Origin of the sequence: uncultured Psychroserpens sp., from assembly GCF_947494225.1 — a bacterium.
Taxonomy (GTDB): Bacteria; Bacteroidota; Bacteroidia; order Flavobacteriales; family Flavobacteriaceae; genus Psychroserpens.
The window spans coordinates 195,180-216,112 of record NZ_CANLUG010000003.1; the positions used below are offsets into that span (position 1 = coordinate 195,180).

A 20,933-nucleotide genomic window follows, 5' to 3' on the forward strand; every position below is an offset into this window, starting at 1 on the left:
AATTGTACTATAATTTATATTATGTAAAATAGAAATATTTATAGCCAATAAGACTTCTTGCCTATCTACGTCGTATCCAAAAGCAATCATCCACAGGATGATCACTTTCGTATAGTATGTAAAATAAAAATATAGTGAATTATATCTTGTACTCTTCATTTTTGATATTCAAGTAAAATCATCCACTGGATCATTTTACGTGAATAGTATGTAAAATAAAAATATCTAAAGTCAATAAGACGTCTAAAGCTGATCAAGTATAATTGAGTCATTTCACATACTTCCTTATATACTCACATCTAACTAAATCGATTATTTCGCTTTAGTTGCAATCAACATCCAAATAACCTTGTCAGGATCATTCTCCCAATCACCAAGATCATTATTTTCATAGCGAATTGTAAATCCGGCTTTTCTCAATTCTTGCTCTACGTATTTTGGACCTAAGCTATGTGCGTCAGTCTGTTCATCACGAGACTTACCTTTTATACGCGATTTTAGTTTTTCTATAATCACAATCTGACCGCCTGGTTTTAATGCACTTTTAACATGACCCAAAACAGTCATATAATCTGTTATCTCATGATACGTATCCATAATAATAACAGTATCTAGACGTCCTTTAGGTAAATTCGGATTGTCATAATCGCCAACTATGGTTTTAATATTATCAAGTTTTCGCTCTTTCGATATGTCTTTTAAGGTCTGCAAACGATCTGTACGAAGATCTACAGCATACACTTTCCCCTTTTTGCCAATCTTTTTTGCCAATCGTACGCTTAAATACCCTTCATGACAACCAATATCGGCGACCCGATCTCCTTTTTCTACACCAATGGCACTAAATATAGTGTCTAAAGCCATCCATGTATCACGCTCTTTCCAATCCATTTCTTTGTATTGAGAAAAACCTTGTAATGGTAAACAGGCTAACACTAAGCATACTAGAACTACTTTCATAACACCAAGTTAAAAAACAAATGCAATGCGCAGGCATTAATTAACATCAATTTATAACATCATATGTCATCATATTGGGTCATTCAACGGTAAAACGTGACATTCCTATTTCGGTTGGCGATTTTATTGGTCGTTCATCCCCTTTTAACACTAAACGGTCTGATTGATAGTAATTTAGAGTATCCCTCAAAACTATTAAAATCTACTATTATGGACGAAAATTTAGCCTTATTCAACCAGATCAATAGTTTGTCGTATTGGTTACTAAAAGAAAGTGATTTCAAGAGCTCTGTTACTTTTGATGCGAGTGACGATAGTTATTTTATTTCTATTAAAAAAGGTGTCGAATCCATCTACAAACACCATGTAGAAGATTTTACACGGAAAGATGCGCGCCTCTTAAAGTTTGAGCTATCTTCTATTGTAAATCATTTGCTTCAAATTAAAGCATCTGTGCACGCCGATCAAAAGCGTATTGCTTAAAATACTGCGGTCTGTATAGTATATCGTGATTTCAAAACCACGTAATTATACGGTACATATTCTTGTTTTCAGCGGTTATATTTGAATACATCAAAATATTCAAATTATGGCAACTATTGATCACTGTAGACTATTATGCGCTTCAGCTTCCGCATATCTTATCGAAATATCATTTCCTAATGGTATTTATCGCAAAAACTTAAGACCTGTACCAAGCACAAACCCAGATAATCATAACATCATTAATCAGTATGATGCTATAAAATTACTCTCAGATCCGTTTGTTGTGGTCGCATCGCCTTTAAAACCTAACGAGTTTCTAAAGATTGAGGCGTGTTTTATCGGTGAAACAGCCGAAGGTATTATCATTTCATTTCGAGGTACCTTACCTCCTTTTCCTATTACAGATCAATCTATTGCCGATTGGATTCAAAATATATTCTATGCTGATACTGTTCCTTACCTTTCTGGTTTCCCTGGGAAAGTTCATGAGGGCTTCTTAGATGCTTTAAAGTCTTTAGAAACAGGAATCCTATATGCCTTAGGTCAGCTTAATCCAGATAATTCTAAACCCATTTATATTACAGGGCATAGCAAAGGTGGCGCTATGTCTCCAATTGCCGCCTTATACTTTAAGAATAAAAAATTATTTACGGCTAATCATGTTGTAACCTTTGCTGGCCCAAAACCTGGTGATGCTACTTTTGCTGCTAACTATGACAGCGCATTTCCAAATAGCACCAATTTTGAAAATTACTTAGACCTCGTACCTTTTTTACCTCCAGGTAAAGATTTTATTGAACTTTTAGAGAAATTTCCATTACTTCCAGACATTATTAAGGATTTACTTAATAAAGCTGCACAATGGAATTATGAACCTGTAGGTGAAAAAAATGTGCAGTTTATAAACAAACATGGTGCTATTGATAATAGTTTCCCTGCCTCTAACCCCTTAATTCGTTTTGGCGAGATTTTATTAGAACTCACAAAAGGAAAAGCTGGCCTTGTACAAGTTGGTGATGCACATCATGTTACTTGTGGATACCGCTATATGAAAGGTGTTTGCGGTTCCAGCGGCGTTTGTACTCTTTAGCCTAGATACTTTTTTAATTTCTATTTAGAGGTAAATACCCTTTTAAGAAAGGGGAATTCCCTCTTGAAAAGAGTTTCGATATATGTTAAGTTTATTTAAAACATTAAATAAACTAATAACCATGAGAAAATTACATCTAACCTTTTTGATTTGCCTCTTTATAATTATTCAAGGATTTGGCCAAATAATAGATATAGGTAATGAAATAACAGCACTCACTCCTACTTTAAATGGAGTCTACTGTCCAAATGTTAAAGATGATACTATAGGCCCAGGAGGTTTAGATTTTAATGGTCGCGTTAAATTCAATCAAACTAATAGATGGTGGATTGATATAACAGATAGTGAGAGTATTCTATATTTAGATATCCAGTTCAGTTTTGAAGGGGTAAATAACCCAAATGTCTTTGTTAAAGGTAGTAGAAGATTCAAAGTATTCGGAATTTCAGACTTGAAGAGTTCCATAGTTGGTTTTAGACAGGAAAATCTTAATGGTAATGGTTTTTCCAATTGGGCAAGAAATTCTTATGGATATGCATCTTTAGACATGAGTGGAGATGGTGGTGTATTTTGTGATGATGATAATAGTAAGGATATTTCAGCATATATATCTGGTGGAGCTAATGACTTAAAATTTTTTATTGATGTTCAGGGTGATACTGGTGGAAGTGATATTAGTGATGATAGAAACTGTTCTTGTGATACTAGAGTGTTAAAACTTTGGTGGAATCAAAAAATCCAAGTAGCCATTGCAACAGATATAGATCATGATGGACTTCAAGATAGTAATATTTACCCTGGTCTTCCTATAGATCGTAATGTCCAAGATAGTAATACCAATAAACGTATTTTATATGTTAATATCACAAAATTAAAGACTCCTGTGCATAACGATGACTGTAGAAAAATTCAAGGAGAGGTTACATTACAATTATTTATCGACAATGATGGAGATATCATTGGTCCCATTAAAGCGAGTGGAACCTCAAAACTTATCAATTGGGAAGGAAACAAAAGCAAGGATTTTTACAAGCGAAACTTAGATAGATTACCTAAAAATACAGTAGCTTTTGTTGTTGAGGAAGATGTATTAGAGAAAGGGAACTATTATTTTGATGTTGATAATTCAATTAAACGTTGTCATAAAAAATGTGGATTATGCTCAGATTATAACTGCAATATGATCTACTACAATGAACATATTGATGGCATTCCAATTTCCAATTTCGGAGTTGAACATAAAATGGTTTTTTACCTCCAATCCGTCGACAGGAGAAACTACAATCCAGCAAATCATGATTTAACTTTCGATATATCATTAACGGCAAATTAGCTACCAACCTTACTTCAATCGCTCATTTATTAAAATTAAAAAATCTTGTTGATATACTTGCAAATAGCTCCTTAAATTGACTATTGTTTTAGCGCTTCTATCCTACTTTTGGCTACTGTTACCAACGAACCTTTAGGATCTAACGCTATCATTTTAGTATAACTTTCTATAGCCTTTTCATTGAGCTTATTTATTTCTTGAGCATTGGCCAAACTGTATAATGCGCTTACCGATTCAGGGTATAACTCTGCAACCAATTGCAAAATAAACATACCAGATTTTTGAGCTGTAGAATCGCCACTGGATATTAATCGGTTTCCTGCTTTTGAAAATTCGTCTTGAAAATTATAATAACGATAGTTCTTGTTTTTAGAAATCTCAGCAGCGTCAGACTTCAATTGATCATATTTTCCAGCCATAAACAGCTGTGTTAAATGTGCCATTGGGTCTAGGATAAAACCAGAGTCTGTATAATTCATGGCAGCATCCAAAACAGGATCTTGATTGGTAATATACTGTTCAAAAGACATGTCAACGCCAATATGAGGTATGGTCCAATCTTTATTTTCCCATTGTGGTTTGTCTTGCCACCACGCATAAGATAAATACGCAGAAATTTTAGAATTTGGTAATACTTCCCTCCTAGCATCACCCAAGAAATTAACGTTTTCAGCAGTTGGTTCACCTATCAGAATAGCTTCAGTATAATTCGTAATCTCATTGGTTAGGTTTTGACATGCCGAAAAAGTGTTTCTACCAATAATATAAAAGAAATGTCCTTTTTTATTAATATTTGGTCGTGCCATTAACCCTTTGATTAAATGCACATTATTGTAGTTGTTTCCGCCACCATTTAGACGCACATCATATATAAGTTTATCAACATCATTGCTATCTATGAATTCAAAAAGCCGGCTATAAAAAGCTTTTAAGGTTTCAGATTCGTGATTAAACACAGAACTCTGACGCACATACAACGTTTTACTATCTTTTAGATACTCAAAAAAGTAGTATTTATCATTCAAATGCTTGAGATATAACGGTGTTTTATCCATGGATCTTGAGCTTATCCAGGTCTCATTTGGTATGGTATACAAATAGCTTCTTGATAGCGCTCTTAATTCAATCTTCGGAAATGCATATTCAAATACCTTTCCGTCTTTTTCGAGTGTTAATGTAATCGTATCTGATAATTCTGGAATTACGCGTTGCGCATGCAACACGTCCGGAACGGTTAAAAAACGTAAGCCATAACCCTTAAAATAGTTATCATTTTCAGCAGGAACTACAGGACGTATTAATGTTAGGGCTTCTTCAATAGGCTTAACTCCTACTTTTAGTACTTTGGCTCCTAATGTGCTTTGATGTTCTTTTTGAACGCCTTCAATAAAAATACCATCGTTAAAATGGTAAAGATTAACAGGAAGTACGCCGTTTTTTGCTACAGTACTAAACGGAATTTGTGTATGTCCATATAAGAATGAAGAGACAATTCTAGCAAATGCTACAGGAATTTCATGAGTGTCTAATGACGGAATCTCATTGTATAGTTGTTCTACTGCAGTATCAAACTCTTTAGCTGTTGTCTTTTTGAATAAGATAGGGTAATCTTTATGAATAATAGTTTGCAAATGCCTAAGGTCTTCTTGCCATTCTACTTTAGATAAGGTGTTTTGTGCGTTTACGTTTATAAGCATGCTCATGATAAGCATGAAACTGACGATTAATCGAGAAGTTGTTTTCATGAAATGGTGATTAGTTGATTGATATATCTATAAGAGACTAAAATCCTGGTCTTGTTACACTTCTATGGCATTTTATTCTTCCAATCGTTCGTTAAGCATCCCTAAAGTTTCCTTATTAGCGGCTTGCAAACCTTTTAACATAGGTTCTAAATTGCCATAAATTAGTGTAGAGTGTATCGCTAAACGCGCTTTATAATTAGCACTCAAGAAATAGGTGATCATCTCTGGATTAGACAAATTTCCTATAAGTAAGTCTGCAATCCATGGTTCATGTTCTTTAAGATACATCATATTGTTATCAATGTCATTTCCTATACGAACATTGGTTTCGTCAATTAGATTTCCAAAAGCCCTGTGATTGGTTAAAATTCTAGAAATAAGTGTGTCTTGCTCTGTTTCGTTATCATTCACATAGTTCTCCAAAAGGTTGATTCCTTTTTCTTGAAGTTTGAATGGCGAATATGATAATACAAGTCCGTAACCTTCCTTGTTGTCATCATATGTTTTGGCTGTTACAGTATCACTAAGAAAGATTCTGAAGAATTTCTTTCTATCATCAACGTATTTTAATACTTGTCCGACAACCAAGGTATCCTGAACCAAATCTTGCTGATATACTTGCAAATAGCTTCGTAACTTTTTCTGTGCGACACGCTCCTGATTTTTATTGTTGATACTCACAGCAATTAAAATACCAATGACGACTAAAATAATTTCACCAATACCATAAGTGAGATATTTAAAAATGCCCTTTTTCGAAAGTAATGCCATACGTTTATTATTAAAAATACTCATAAGATTAGTTTAATCAACTTCACTCCATAAATATAGTTGAAATGTGCTTACCATAAAAAAACACCTTTTAGAGCGAGCCCAAAAGGTGTTTTTTAAAAATTGATAAGTGAGTCTATTTCGGGTCTAAAATATCATCAATACGTTTTACAATATCTCTATAATGGTATTTTGTTATGGTATTCACGCCTCTATTGCTTGCCGCTGCAACCTGACGTTTTAAGGTATTTAACTCGCCTCGTACTAAGGCTCTAATATCAGATTGAGACACATTAAAGTACTTTCTACTAAATTGCGGATCCATATCTTCTGTCATTAAATAGGCCATTCTATCGATATAAGCACGTTGTAAATTTCTACGGTATACATCAACATTTTTTGTGAGATTGGCTTCACTCCAAATGCCTTTTCTTAAATCTCTCATCATTGATAAAGCACTATAATTGTTAGCGTCTAGTGTTTCATGATCTATTAAACGTCCCAATCTATCAAAACTTAGCAGGCCGTTGAGATAACGGCTTTGTAATCGGCGTAAACGCTCTGTATAGCCTGCATAGTCAATATTTTGAAGCATCGTTTTATCTACCAACCATGTTGGTGTAGCAAAAGCATTTTTATGCAACCATTGCATTGATGCTTGTTGCTTTTCCTTCGGAACAGCTTGATAAGCAACACCACCTTGTCTTGGTGTTGTTAAGTACTCCTCTACACCTCCAACATTCCCAAGAACATGTCCGATATAACGATTATAACAACCTAATAATTCGCCATATAATTCTTGTAAATCATCATAATTATTGGTTTGGCTACTAGTCCATTGCGGTAAATTTTCAGAAACGAATTTTAAATTTTTCAACGCATAATTTGAGGCTTTAATAGCATCATTCCCTATATCTTCTGTTTGTGAAGTAGGATCGAATCGGCTACTCTGTTTTCCGAAGACATATTTAGGATCTCCAGCTTTTTCCATTATCCATTTGTCTAGCATATTACGCTCTGCCTCAGGAGAACTGGCACCAGGAATCACACGATAACCCCAATTTATGGCATAGTTATCATAAGGTCCTATCTGACGAATAAATCGAATATTCTGATCTCCAGGTTGTGCGATATAATTATAACGCGCATAATCCATAATAGTTGATGCTATTCCAAACTCTTGTGTAAAAGCACCATTTCTGTAACTCTCAACGTCATAGGCCTTACTCGCACTCATATTATGTGGTAATCCGAGTGCATGTCCAACTTCATGAGCAATTACCATTTTCATCATTTCGCCTATATCTTCTGCTGGTGTATCTAAGGTTCTTGCCGAAGGATTAGCAGCTCCTGTTTCTAATAAATAGCGATTTCGGTATGAACGTAAGTGGTTGTGATACCAGATAATATCACTTTCTATAATCTCACCACTTCTTGGATCTGAAACACTTGGGCCTACTGCATTTCTAGTTTCACTAGCCACATAGCGTACCACAGAGTAACGAATATCTTCTGGACTAAAATCTGGATCTTCTTCTTTTGTTGGCGGATATTTGGCAATAATTGCATTCTTAAAGCCCGCTTGTTCAAATGGACCTTGCCATAATTCTATACCTTCCTTTATGTACTTTCTTAGGCTTTCTGGCGTGGCTGGATCTAAATAATAAATAATCGGTTTCACAGGTTCAACCAGCTCCCCTCTTGCATAGGCCGCTGGGTCTTTTGGTTCTAAACGCCATCTACGGATGTATGTTTTGGTATCTGCCTTTAATTTTTCACTACCATAATCTACTTGACTAAAAGTAAACCAACCTACACGCTCATCTGCGAAACGCGGTTGCATAGGCTCTTCGGGCAATAGAATCATAGACTGATTCATTTGTAAACTTATGGTTTCTGCAGAGCGTGCCGAAGGTGGCTGAGATGCGTTATAGGTCATATCTTGAACCACTTCAATATTCTGAGGAAAACTTTTCATTGTGTTGATAAAGCTACGTGACCCATCTAAATTTCTCACTTTATAAGTGCTACGTAAACGTCCAGGAAGACCGCTAATGGCCTTGACATCACTACTGTAAAATTTGGTGACATCAACTACTACTGCCGAAGAATCCTTATTAAATGCTGCAATATCGAAAGCAAATAAGGTAGGTTCGTAATTATTTGATTTTACTGAAATACTTATCGGTAATTCTTCATCGGCAACCGAATTATAAGAGCGTTCTTTAAGTAATATTTTAGTATCAAAACGCTCCCAAGCGATAAGACGTTCGGCTGTTTTTGAACCTGCATTAATATAACCACCTCCTAAGTTAGCTGGGAGTTTAGCAATTCTACTTACCAAAAGCATGTCTTTTCCTAAGTGGTCATTCGGAATTTCAAAAAAGTATTTCTCTCCTACTTTATGCACTTTAAAAAGACCATCATCTGTAATGGCATCCTTTGTAATGACTTTATCATAGTCTTTAATTTTACCTTGTTTCTTTTTTGGTGGAGGTGCTGTGACTTCAGCTTTTTGATTTTTTTTCTTCTTTCTTTTGGATTGTGCTTGTTGAGACATTGGCATTAAACAAAAGAGTAATGTCAATGTGAAAAGCAATGATTTTTTCATGATTAGATAGTTTCGTGTGATTATGCTTTAAAATTAATCAAAGTATGTCAAGATGTAATTGCCTTTCACAAAATTTTAAGGGCTCCCATTTCCGAAGTTAACAAGCAACGGTTAATAAATATTCTGAAATTGAAAGTCCGTATCTCATTTTGCTTCGTAGATATACACGTAACCAAAACATAAACAAAACAATTATGAAACGAATTTCAGTAATCATACTATCAGCATTATTTTTAACAGCCTGTGTGTCTAAAAAGAAATACCTCGCACTAGAGCAAGACAACGGCGAATTAAAAAGTGAGTTAACAAAAACAAAGGTTGAAAAGGAAGAATTAGAAACTAAGTTTGCTCGAATCCAACAACGCGTAGATAGTTACAATTCTAAGATAAATGAACTGACAGAAGATAATAATGCAAAACTCGTATCTGTTGAGGGTGTTGTTGTTTCTGAAAATCAAAAAGAAGCCATGCGCGAGTCTTTAAAAAATGTTCCACCTGCATATATGTCAACGGCAAAAACATTAAAAGATTCGATGAATTTAGCATTGCAATTTAATCTGAAACAATCTATGGATAACATTGAAGAAGATGAAGATATTGCCGTTAATATTGAAGAAACAGTAGTGATGATTTCTATTTCAGATAAGATGTTATTCAACTCTGGAAGCTACAAAGTAAGTGATAAGGCAAATGATATTTTACAAAAGATTGCCAATGTTATTAATTCTGAAGAAAGTCTTGACGTTATGGTTGAAGGACATACAGATAATAAATTGATGAAAAACAGTGCTGCTGTAAAGGATAACTGGGATTTAAGTGTGCTTAGAGCAACCTCTGTTGTTAAAAAATTACAGAACGATTACAATGTGGCTCCAGAGCAATTAATTGCAGCTGGACGTAGTTTTTACCAGCCTTTAACAGATAATGATACTAAAGACAATAGAGCTAAAAACCGTAGAACAAGAATCGTTATTTTACCTAATATCGATAAGTTTTTTGCGATGATGTCATCAAATGAATAATTACTTGACCTATATCGTGTGGTTAATTAATCCATGAAAAGACTGCTGCTAGATACAGCAGTCTTTTTTTTATTGAATAGAACTAAAAAGGCAACTCTTTACGAGTTGCCTTTTTATATTTAGCAATGCTATTTTATTTACCTCGTTTTACTACAAACTGCTTGCTTATAGTTTCTCCGTTGAGTTTTATAATGAGATTATAAAGACCATCAGACAAGCGAGTAACATCAACTTTCACAGTATTATGCCCTTCATTTAGAGTCCAATCGTTTTGAATAGAAACCTCTCCTCTCATACTTGCAATGGAGTAATTCGCTTTTGTAGCGACAGGACTTTCTAATGAAATGTTTAGTATATCAACTGTTGGAACAGGATACAATTTCACTTTGTCCTCATCAATTTCCAAACTAGCATCTACAGCATCTCTATAACCAGAACATGAAGGTGGTCCATCTGGAGTTGGCGTTGTAGAACATCCATTTGATGGATACCAATCTACAAAGAATGACGATTGTATATTCTTAAGCGCAATGAAAAGTCCGCGCATTTTAGTTCTGTAGAAATACCCTGAGCGACTTACTTTGATACTTCGTTTAGAATAGATATTAGCCTCAATATTAACACTACCATTTATTCTTACATCTTTCTCTACATAGAATGTTGCTCCAAACCCGTTACGATCAATAGTGTTATAACTTCCAATTCTCATTTGTTCATCTATCATAACCGCAGATGACTGGTTGAAAATAATCGTCACACCTGGATCGGTTTTTAATCTGTCTATATATATCTCTGGAGCATCAATTATTAAAGTCGCTCCATAACGTACATAAACGTCATCATAGATTTCTTCATCCAACACAACAGTATCATAAGGTTGAACAGTAACATCGTCTCCACAATAACTGTCGGCTGTATTATTATAGAATGTTGGTAAGGTCACATCTGCATCACTATAGATTGGATCTTGAACATAACTGAACCAATCTGTATAGATGTAATCTGATTTTACAAAACCATATACCTGACTAAAGGCTCTAACTTGCGCAACACGGTTGTTGTCGGTTACACCAACACCTCCATCAAATACGCGACTACCAATAAGTCGTACACCACGCTTAGCAACCATAACATAACCGCTAAGTACATCTTCAGGATTTGTGGACGACGTATATGACGTTGTTGCTTCACAACCCGATTGGCTAGATACGGTTACTGTATAAGTACTATTGTCATCTATTATTATAGACTCTCCTGTGCTACCATCTGACCAACTTATAGATAATGGCTGATTAAAATCTGATGCGTTAGCTACTACAACAGTTAACTCTCCAAGGCCTTGACAGAAACCATCTAAAGGTGTTTCAACAATACTAATAATTGGCGTAGCACTTATAGTAACATCAAAGCTACATGACACACTATTACCTGCATTGTCAGTGGCAGTATAAACCACTGTTGTTGTTCCTAAGCCAAACACATCTCCTGGATTATGTGTGCTTGTTAAAGTCACATCACAATTATCATTTGCCGTTGGAGGCGTCCATAAAACAGATTGTATGCCGCAAAGCGTGATATCTGATGGACATGCTGAAATCGTAGGGTTACTTGTGTCTAAAACAATAACCGTTTGATCTTGTGTAGATACATTACCATTACCATCATCAAAAGTCCAAGTAATGTTATATGTACCTTGGTCTGTATAGCTTAATGGATCGTTAGTTGTTCCAGAAATTAAACCTTTACAATTATCGGTTGCCGTTGGAATAACAGAAACAGTAGCATCACATTCTCCAGTAACTGTCGTCAAACTATTAGCATCTGGAACAGGAGCCTCAGTATCATTAATAATGACGTTTTGTGTGGCGTTAAAGCTATTTCCATTCCCATCATCAAAAACCCATATAATCAAATAGTTACCTTGGTCTGTGTAAACTAAAGGATCAGATGTTGTCCCCGTAAGTAGACCTGCACAGTTATCTGATGTTGTTGGAGCAGTCACAGTTGCATCACATTGACCAATAACGTCTGCCAATACTACAGCATCAGGAGCTGTTGAATCATTTATAATAATCGTTTGTGTTTGGCTAACGACATTACCATTACCATCATCAAATAGCCATGTAATACTATAATTCCCTTGATCTGTATAAATTAATGGATCTGTTGTTGTTGCCGAAATTGAGCCAATACAATTATCAGTTGCCGTAGGAATTGTAGTTATCTCTAAACTACATTCGGCAGTTAATGTTGGTAAATTAGTATTATCAGGTACAGGGTTAGTCGCATCATCTACTATAACTGTTTGCGGTACTACAATGCTATTTCCATTTCCATCATCAAAGGTCCAGTTAACAAGATAAACCCCTTGTTCTGTATAATTTGTTGGGTCTGCTGTTGTTCCAAAAATAGTACCAGCGCAATTATCTGTTGTTGATGGTACCGGAATTGTTGCAAAACACTGATCAACAAAGTCATTAATAATTGGAATTTCTGGTGCAGTTGTATCTTCAATAATTACATTTTGCTGCTGCTGCTGTGATGTATTTCCAGAACCATCATCAAATGTCCAAGTAATCACATAACTTCCTTGTTCTGTATATGTTGTTGGGTCATTTGTAGTTCCAGTCACTGTTCCTTTACAATTATCTGGTGCTGTTGGAGGCAAAACAGTAGTTTCGCATTGTGCAATAATATCTGGCAAGCTTGCTCCAGGCGTAGGCGACTCTGTATCTTCTACAGTCACTATAAAGAAGCATAATGCTGTATTCCCAGCCGCATCAGTAATTGTAAACTTATTTGTTGTATCTCCTATTGGAAATTGTGATCCAGAAGGTAATCCCTCTGTTTGAGTAATTACAGTACCAGGACAATTGTCACTTGTGGTCAATTCATAAGTCACCGTCGCATAACATGATCCAATATCATTTCCTGTAAGAATATCATTCGGACATGTAATTATTGGGGCTTCTTTATCGTCTACTGTAACCTCAAAGCTACACGTATTTGTATTTCCAGAAGCGTCAGTCACTACAAACATATTTACTGTTGTTCCTACTGGGAATAATGATCCTGAAGCAAACCCAGAGGTCTGGTTAATTGAAACTCCCGGACAATTATCAGAGATATCTACATTATAGTTTACCATTGCTCCACATAAACCTGGATCGTTATCAACGACAATAAGTGAAGGGCAAGTAATTGATGGTTGCTCAGTATCACTTACAGTAACATTAAACGAACATGTTGTAATATTACCAGAAGCATCTTCAATTTCAAAACTGTTAGTTGTTATTCCTATTGGAAAGGCTTCTCCTGATGCCAAACCTGCTATTTGCGTAATCGTGTAATTTGGACAATTATCGTTCCCTGTAATAGCGTAGTTTACAACAGCGCTACATGCTCCCAAATCATTTGCTACTGAAATATCAACTGGACAATCAATTGTTGGAGCCTCCGTATCGTTTACAACGACGTCAAAGCTACATGTTTCTGAATTTCCAGAAGCATCAGTAATAACAAATGTATTTGTTGTAACCCCAATTGGGAATGCCGCTCCAGAAGCTAGCCCTGAAGTTTGCGAGACACTAACACCAGGACAATTATCACCTGATGTCACAGTGTAATTTACAATTGCCGAGCATGTTCCAGCATCATTAACTGTTACAATGTTACTCGGACAGTTAATAGTTGGTGTCTCGGTGTCGTTAACAGTAACACTAAACATGCATGTTACAGAATTACCAGAAGCATCAACCAATTCATAAGAAACGTTTGTAGTTCCTATTGGGAAGACATCTCCTGATGGTAAACCAGAAAGCATCGTTAATGTTTCACCAGGACAGTTATCTGTTCCTGAGACATTATAAACAACTGCTGCTCCACATTGCCCCAATTCATTATCAACAACTATATCTGATGGACAATCAATAACTGGATTCTGGTTATCAATAACAGTAACATCAAAACTACATGATACTGAATTCCCTGAAGCATCTGTAATTGTAAATGCATTAGTTGTTGTTCCTATTGGAAATAGTTCACCAGAGGCCAAACCAGACGTTTGTGTGATTATGGCTCCAGGACAATTATCTGATGTTGTAAGCGCATAATTTACTGTTGCTCCGCAAACATCAACATCATTATTAATGGTCATATCTGATGGACAAGCAATAGTTGGTGCTTCATTATCAATAACAGTAACCGTAAAACTACACTCTACACTATTTCCGAAACTATCTGTAACCTCAAATGTATTTGTAGTAGTTCCTATTGGAAAAATAGAGCCCGATTCTAATCCAGCAGTTTGAGTTGTTGCAGAACCAACACAGTTATCTGTACCTACAGGTGCCGCAAATGTTACAATAGCACCACATACATTAGTATCGTTATTAACGACAATGTTTGTAGGACAAGAAATTTCAGGCACTACAGGATCAATTACAGTAACAGTAGCAGTACAACTGCTACTGTTTCCATTACCATCTGTTACTGTAAGTACAACCGATGTATTAAACGTTAAACCAGAACTCGCAGAAAAACCTCCTGCTGGAAATGGTGTTGTTGCCGTGTTATTTTCACTTTCACCATCTAGAGCGTTAGTGCCACTAAATGTCCAATTGCTTAGGTTAAAAGTATCTCCGTCAGGACCAGTATTGCTTACGCGATACGCCCAACCATCTAAATATTCCCAAGGTTCTCCTGATCCATCTACACCAACTTCTCCAAATACATCGATAACAGTTCCATTCTGGAACAATTCGAAAGCATCATCTCCATTAACGCCGAGTGCGCTCGATGTATAGTCAGGAGAGAATCCGAAGAAATTAATAAATCCAGATGTTTCCGAAGCAACATAAATAAAGGTTCCTGCTGAAACAGATGTTGATGGGAAACTAAAGTCTTCTCCATTTGAACTCCCGCCATTAAAAGCTGTTCCTATTCCAAATTCTGATAGGTCTGCAATATCTGCCAAAACATATAATTCTACAGCCTTAGGAACCCCTCCACTTAAAGGCCCATCAATAACTCCTGATATTACAAGTTTTGGAACGTCGTTACAATCAAACGTTGTTTTATCTACTGAAATGGATGATATTCCACAATTGTCTGAACTACCATTATTAATATCTGCAGCCGACCAAGATGCTACTCCGTTGGCATCAAGATTCACTGAAATATCTTGGCACACTGCCAAAGGATCTGTAACGTCATTAATTACAACATTTTGAGTTTGTGTTGATGTATTTCCATTTTCATCTTCGTATGTCCAAGTTACAATCGTAGTTCCTTGATTTGAAATAGGCAACGAGGCGTCATTGCTTATTGTAACCAACCCACCACAGTTATCTGTTGCTGTTGGTGCTGTTAAATTCAACACCTCACATTCTGCTGTTACATCTGCTAAAGAAGCAACATCTGGCGTTGGAGCCAACATATCTGTAACGGTTACCGTAGCGGTACACGTTGATTGATTGCCATTTTCGTCGGTTACAGTTAAGGTCACTTCTACACCACCTCCAGAGCTAACAAAAGATTGTCCGCTATTAATTGCACCAGACGTATTACTAGATGTCAAAGCCCAGCTAAAATCTGCTGCTACACTGCCTGAACCCGTTCTATGAATTGAAGAACCTACAGGCGTCGAACTCGTTTCTGAAACACCTACATCAGTTGATGTCATTCCACTAGCTGCTCCATTAGTAGCCATGAATGTTCCTTCGTAGCTTAAAAATTCTATGACAGTTGATCCATCTACTAGAGCAATTCCATCAGGACCTCCATTTTGAATGCCACTACCTGGTTGTTCTACTCTATAAAAATTGTATCCAGAATCTGTTGACATTAGGGTTAAACTACCTGTTCCGTAACTCGTTCCATTACTTCCATTATAGAAGATGATTTGATAACTTGACACATCAAAATTTGAAACAACTTCTACAAATTCATTAACATCAGAGCTAACATTATCATAATGAAATTCATTAATCCATACTGCATTTGTAGGAGTACCGCCTCCACTCGAAATATCGGCACAACTAAACGTGTCTTGGCTTAAACTTAATGTTACATCGCCACAGTTATCTGAAGACCCATTATCAATTTGAGCGGCAGTTATTGTTGCACTTCCAGAAGCATCTAACTCTACTGTAAGGTCTTGGCAAACAGCTGTTGGCACTTCCGTATCATCAATAACAATATTTTGTATTTGAGTAGATGTATTTCCATTTTCGTCTTCATAAGTCCAAGTTACAACGGTAGTCCCTTGTGTTGTAATTGGTAATGTAGCATCATTAGTAACTGTAACCGATCCTCCACAATTATCTGTCGCTGTTGGTTCTGTAAGGGTTGTAACCTCGCATTGTTCATTAACATCTGGTAAATTTGCGATATCTGGTGTTGGACCTAATAAATCTGACACCATCACTGTCGCTTTACATGTTGACTGATTACCATTGTTGTCTGTAACTGTTAACGTAACTTCTACGCCAGCACTTGGAACATTAACAGTATGGCTACCAAGATTAGATACATCATTTTGAGCAGACTCTGTCCACTCAGTCCCTAATGTTGGGAAACCAGGGCTATTAAAGGTGTTGCCTGCTAATACATCTGCATTTCTTACTAAAGTTTCGTCCTGTGTATTGTTTCCAGAAACATTCCATTGAGAACCTGGATCAACACCTATTTCTCCAAAGATATCAACTGCACTTCCTGTGCTTATTTTAAAGAGCTCTATAGCATCATCACCATTCCAATTTACTGCAGAAAGCACTGTTGTTGCTCCTCCATAAATAGAAGCATTAGAATTTCTATATACAATCACTTCGCCATCGGCAAGTGTGCCCGATAAGGTATTTGATGTAGAAGGAGATCCATTACCATTAGAGTATAAACGTAATTGGTAATCTGAAAGATCTACATCGGCTCCAGTACCATTATAGATTTCTATGTATTTATTGGAAGATGAACCTTCAACATATTCCGAAATGAATAAATCAGTAATTCCTGCTCCACTACCTCCTATATCGGCACAACTAAACGTGTCCTGACTTAAACTCAAACTTACATTTCCGCAGTTATCTGAAGATCCGTTATCAATTTGAGCGGCAGTTATTGTTGCGCTTCCGGAAGCATCTAACTCCACTGTAAGGTCTTGGCAAACAGCTGTTGGCATTTCGGTATCATCAATAATAACGTTTTGAGTTTGAGTAGATGTATTTCCATTTTCGTCTTCATAAGTCCAAGTTACAACGGTAGTTCCTTGTGTTGTAATTGGCAATGTAGCATCATTAGTTACTGCAACCGATCCTCCACAATTATCTGTCGCTGTTGGTTCTGTTAAAGCTGTAACTTCGCATTGTTCGTTAACATCTGGTAAGTTAGCCACATCTGGAGTTGGACCTAATAGGTCTGAAACCATCACAGTAGCTGTACAAGTAGATTGGTTTCCACTATCGTCTGTAACTGTTAACGTGACTTCTACGCCAGCACTTGGCGCATTAACGGTATGACTACCAAGATTAGACACATCATCTTGAGCAGACTCTATCCACTCAGTCCCTAATGTTGGGAAACCAGAGCTATTAACGGTGTTACCAGCTAATACATCCGCATTTCTTACTAAAGTTTGGTCCTGTGTATTGTTTCCTGAAACAGTCCATTGAGAACCTGGATCGACACCTATTTCTCCAAAGATATCAACTGCACTTCCTGTGCTTATTTTAAAGAGCTCTATAGCATCATCACCATTCCAATTTACCGCAGAAAGCACTGTTGTTGCTCCTGCATAAATAGTAGCGCTTGAATTTCTATAGACAATCACATCGCCATCGGCAAGTGTGCCCGATAAGGTATTTGATGTAGAAGGAGATCCATTACCATTAGAGTATAAACGTAATTGATAATCTGAAAGATCTACATCGGCTCCAGTACCATTATAGATTTCTATATATTTATTAGAAGATGAGCCTTCCACATATTCTGAAATGAATAAATCAGTGATTGCTGGTCCGCCACTTCCAATATCAGCACAACTAAACGTATCCTGACTTAAACTCAAACTTACATTTCCGCAGTTATCTGAAGACCCATTATCAATTTGAGCGGCAGTTATTGTTGCACTTCCAGAAGCATCTAACTCCACTGTAAGGTCTTGGCACACTGCTGTTGGAGCATCAGTATCAACCAAGTTATTATCGGCACTGTCTGTAAAACCATCACAATCATTATCAATTCCATCACATATCTCATCAGCATTTGGGTTAATTGCAGGGTTAGTATCATCACAATCTACATCACTCGCAAAACCATCATTGTCATCATCGGCAAAGAAATCAAATGTTGCTTTAAAATTATTTCCAAAGTCACTCCAGAAATTATCCAAGTCAATTTGATTATCATTGTTTGTGTCTACTTGAGATCTCACAAAAACTTCAATTGTATAATTTCCTGTTGCTAATCCAGATAATACATCAATATTCTGTTGGTTTCCTGTTTGAACATTATCCCATTGTTGATCGCCAGGATTCCCCAAGTTTTGATCAAAATTTAAATTGATTTCAATAAAAGCTCCAGAAGGTGAACCTGTTGGATATATTCTATAAAACAAACTACTGTTAAATACGTTATGCCCATTGTTTTTAAACGTTTTCGCTTGTCCTCCTCTTAATATAAGTGTATTTGTAGGATTAAAATCTCCGAAATCGGCACCATTAAATCCTCCTGTGGGGACTAAATTGCTGTAAAAATTTCCACTACCATTGGTGTCTGTGACGACATAGGCTTCAAATATTCCTGAATTTTGGGAAAAGAGATTTTGATTAATAAATAGTAGGAAAATAAGGGACGATAGAAAAAATAGTTTTTTCTTCATTTTGGTTGGTTATTTAATTAACTAATTAGTTTTGAGTTACCAAACATATTAGACCATAAGTAACCGTATAAAGCCTTTTTAAAATTTGAGCCTTATAGACATTTCATGAATGTTTATTGTAAATTTTGGGAAATCAACGGAACAATTCTGTCGATTAATAGCATTTTAAAGTTAAAAATAAAATCTACTACGGGCACTTTTTGTGGATAAAAACCACGAATTAGTTATCATTTTCGATAAGGTGTTAAAAAAAATGGATGAATGAATAATTAATAAAATATACTACATCGTTGTAGTAAAAATTATCAATTTGATAATTTCAAACATTCAAATCAGTAATTTCATAATTTTCAGATAGTTTTCTAAAATTATTTATTTGTAAGTTTTGTAATTGTTTGCGTCATGGCTTTAAAAACTTAACTGATAAAGAGCATTTACCAAAAAAAATAATCAAATACTGTGGCTTTTAGTTCCACATGAGGTAATTTTGCAGGAAATTTATATCAGATGTCATTATTGAACAGCTTTAGAATAATTGCTCTATTAGAAGGAGTATCATATATACTATTACTATTTATTGCGACTCCAATAAAATATTTTGGAGACGACCCAACCTATGTTAAACTGCTTGGAATGCCGCATGGCATTTTATTTTTGGCCTATGTTGTTCTGGCCATAATGGTTTGGCAAGAACTTAAATGGAACACTAAGACATTGATTATTGTTTTATTGGCATCTATAATTCCGTTTGGTACATTCTATATTGAAAAAAAATATTTAAAGAATAAAGCATCATGATGAACTTTCGCCATGTCGTTTACGATTATTTTGTGTCGCTAGGATTAAGTGATACATCTGCTAAGTATTTAAACATGTTGGTACTTAGTATCTCACTATTAATCGTGCTGTTTGTTATTGATTATCTTATTAGAAAAGTTCTGGTAAATGCGTTTAATGCTTTTGCAGTAAGATCTAAAACGAGTTTTGATAATATCCTTGTTAAGAACAAAGTTCCTAGAAATATTGCACATATCATTCCTTTGTTAATTGCGATAGAATTTATTCCGATTATTTTTTCTGACTTTCAATATCTAGAAACTATAATAGAAAAGGGTGCTAAAGTATTTGGTATAGTGCTCACGTTATGGATTGCACGTAGTGTTTTAAACACCATTAAAGATTATCTCAAAACTTTAGATCGTTATAAAGACAAACCTATTGATAGTTATATTCAAGTCTTTATGATTTTTGCTTGGGTTATTGGGCTGTTCTCTTCTTTTGCAATCATTAGTGGCATATCATTTTGGAAGTTTGTTACGACACTAGGTGCCGCTTCTGCCGTTATTATTTTAGTATTTAGAGATACTATTCTTGGTTTTGTAGCCAGTATTCAAGTCTCTATAAATGACATGGTACGTATTGGAGATTGGATTACTTTTGAAAAATACGGAGCAGATGGCGATGTTATTGAAATTAATTTGGCTACTGTAAAGGTTCAAAATTTTGACAAAACCATTACCACAATCCCTACATATGCGTTGATATCAGACTCGTTTAAAAACTGGAGAGGTATGAGTCAGTCTGGTGGAAGGCGCATTAAGCGTTCTGTAATTTTGAAAGCAACGAGTATAAAATATTTAGATGACCCTACAATTGAAAGGTTAAAGAAAGTAGCGCTAATTACGTCGTATTTAAATGAGCGTCAGACTGAAATAAACACTTCAAATCAAGAAAAAAATATAGACAAATCGCTATTGATTAATGGGAGGAATTTGACCAATTTAGGTGTTTTTAGAAAATACATTCAAACCTACGTTGAAGGTCATTCTGCTGTAAATAAAGACATGACAATAATGACGCGTCAATTAGCACCTACAGCTCAAGGCTTACCTTTAGAAATCTATTGTTTTAGTAGTGATAAACGTTGGGAGAATTATGAATACATCATGTCTGATATTTTCGATCATGTTATGGCTGCTGTATCTTATTTCGATTTGGAGGTTTTCGAGTTTAACACTGGCCAACAGGCTTTAAGTTAAT

At 35.7% G+C, this 20,933-nt stretch carries 11 protein-coding genes; 6 read left to right on the plus strand and 5 right to left on the minus strand.

From position 1 onward, the window contains the following. Nucleotides 1-312: 312 nt before the first annotated feature. Nucleotides 313-960 carry a methyltransferase domain-containing protein gene (locus tag Q0893_RS08770; RefSeq protein WP_299274534.1) on the minus strand — a complete coding sequence of 216 codons (648 nt, stop codon included), beginning with the start codon at nucleotides 958-960 and terminating at the stop codon, nucleotides 313-315. Between the two features lie 210 nt (nucleotides 961-1,170). Between Q0893_RS08770 and Q0893_RS08775 the strand changes: the two genes are divergently transcribed. From Q0893_RS08775 to Q0893_RS08785, 3 genes are all read left to right on the plus strand, one after another. After that, nucleotides 1,171-1,443: a hypothetical protein gene (locus Q0893_RS08775; RefSeq protein WP_298901771.1), complete on the plus strand. Its 273-nt coding sequence runs from the start codon at nucleotides 1,171-1,173 to the stop codon at nucleotides 1,441-1,443. A 106-nt stretch (nucleotides 1,444-1,549) separates the two neighbouring features. Then, nucleotides 1,550-2,536: a lipase family protein gene (locus tag Q0893_RS08780; RefSeq protein WP_299274537.1), complete on the plus strand. Its 987-nt coding sequence runs from the start codon at nucleotides 1,550-1,552 to the stop codon at nucleotides 2,534-2,536. A 121-nt stretch (nucleotides 2,537-2,657) separates the two neighbouring features. Continuing rightward, on the plus strand, nucleotides 2,658-3,869 hold the full coding sequence (locus tag Q0893_RS08785; RefSeq protein WP_299274539.1) for a hypothetical protein: 1,212 nt from the start codon (nucleotides 2,658-2,660) through the stop codon (nucleotides 3,867-3,869). An 80-nt stretch (nucleotides 3,870-3,949) separates the two neighbouring features. Here the strand turns inward: Q0893_RS08785 and Q0893_RS08790 are convergent, their stop codons facing one another. The 3 genes from Q0893_RS08790 to Q0893_RS08800 all read right to left on the minus strand — a co-directional run bounded on the left by Q0893_RS08790 (nucleotide 3,950) and on the right by Q0893_RS08800 (nucleotide 8,996). Next, nucleotides 3,950-5,614, minus strand: coding sequence for a hypothetical protein (locus tag Q0893_RS08790; protein ID WP_299274541.1), 1,665 nt, complete (start codon nucleotides 5,612-5,614; stop codon nucleotides 3,950-3,952). 72 nt (nucleotides 5,615-5,686) lie between these two features. After that, on the minus strand, nucleotides 5,687-6,409 hold the full coding sequence (locus tag Q0893_RS08795) for a DUF6090 family protein (RefSeq protein WP_299274543.1): 723 nt from the start codon (nucleotides 6,407-6,409) through the stop codon (nucleotides 5,687-5,689). Between the two features lie 112 nt (nucleotides 6,410-6,521). After that, on the minus strand, nucleotides 6,522-8,996 hold the full coding sequence (locus tag Q0893_RS08800; protein ID WP_299274545.1) for a zinc-dependent metalloprotease: 2,475 nt from the start codon (nucleotides 8,994-8,996) through the stop codon (nucleotides 6,522-6,524). Between the two features lie 194 nt (nucleotides 8,997-9,190). On the opposite strand from Q0893_RS08800, the gene Q0893_RS08805 reads away from it, so the two are divergent. Next, nucleotides 9,191-10,018 carry an OmpA family protein gene (locus Q0893_RS08805; protein ID WP_298901778.1) on the plus strand — a complete coding sequence of 276 codons (828 nt, stop codon included), beginning with the start codon at nucleotides 9,191-9,193 and terminating at the stop codon, nucleotides 10,016-10,018. A gap of 133 nt (nucleotides 10,019-10,151) precedes the next feature. Here Q0893_RS08805 and Q0893_RS08810 read toward each other — a convergent pair whose 3' ends face one another. Continuing rightward, a complete protein-coding gene (locus Q0893_RS08810; protein WP_299274548.1) occupies nucleotides 10,152-18,893 on the minus strand; it encodes an HYR domain-containing protein in 8,742 nt (2,913 codons plus the stop codon). A gap of 507 nt (nucleotides 18,894-19,400) precedes the next feature. On the opposite strand from Q0893_RS08810, the gene Q0893_RS08815 reads away from it, so the two are divergent. Continuing rightward, nucleotides 19,401-19,691 (plus strand): DUF3817 domain-containing protein, encoded by a 291-nt coding sequence (locus Q0893_RS08815; RefSeq protein ID WP_299274550.1) that lies wholly within the window; start codon nucleotides 19,401-19,403, stop codon nucleotides 19,689-19,691. Next, the gene (locus Q0893_RS08820; protein WP_298901783.1) at nucleotides 19,688-20,932 is read left to right on the plus strand and encodes a mechanosensitive ion channel domain-containing protein; all 1,245 of its coding nucleotides are present in this window, start codon (nucleotides 19,688-19,690) and stop codon (nucleotides 20,930-20,932) included. The genes Q0893_RS08815 and Q0893_RS08820 overlap by 4 nt, the downstream gene beginning before the upstream one ends. Nucleotide 20,933 lies beyond the last annotated feature (1 nt).